The sequence below is a fragment of the Alkalicoccobacillus porphyridii genome, from assembly GCF_007293315.1.
Lineage (GTDB): Bacteria > Bacillota > Bacilli > Bacillales > Bacillaceae_D > Alkalicoccobacillus > Alkalicoccobacillus porphyridii.
On the sequence record NZ_VLXZ01000201.1, the window covers coordinates 1 to 274 of the forward strand.

The following is a 274-nucleotide window of genomic DNA, read 5'->3' on the forward strand; positions in this document are numbered from 1 at the left end:
AGCCACGGCGCGACGGTGGGGCGTATTGATGATGAACAGATGTTCTATCTGCGCTCGCGCGGGATCAATCAGCAGGATGCCCAGCAGATGATCATTTACGCCTTTGCTGCTGAACTGACGGAAGCACTGCGTGATGAGGGGCTTAAACAGCAGGTGCTGGCCCGAATCGGTCAACGACTGCCAGGAGGTGTAAGATGACTTTTTCCGTCGACAAAGTGCGGGCCGACTTTCCGGTGCTTTCTCGGGAGGTAAACGGGTTGCCGCTGGCTTATCT

The 274-nt window shown here is 56.2% G+C and carries 1 protein-coding gene; it reads left to right on the forward strand.

Annotation, left to right across the window (positions count from 1 at the left end; all coding sequences use genetic code 11):
• The coding region (locus tag FN960_RS24025; protein WP_185971144.1) for a SufD family Fe-S cluster assembly protein at positions 1–198 on the forward strand (198 nt) is incomplete at its 5' end.
• Between the last annotated feature and the right edge of the window lie 76 nt (positions 199–274).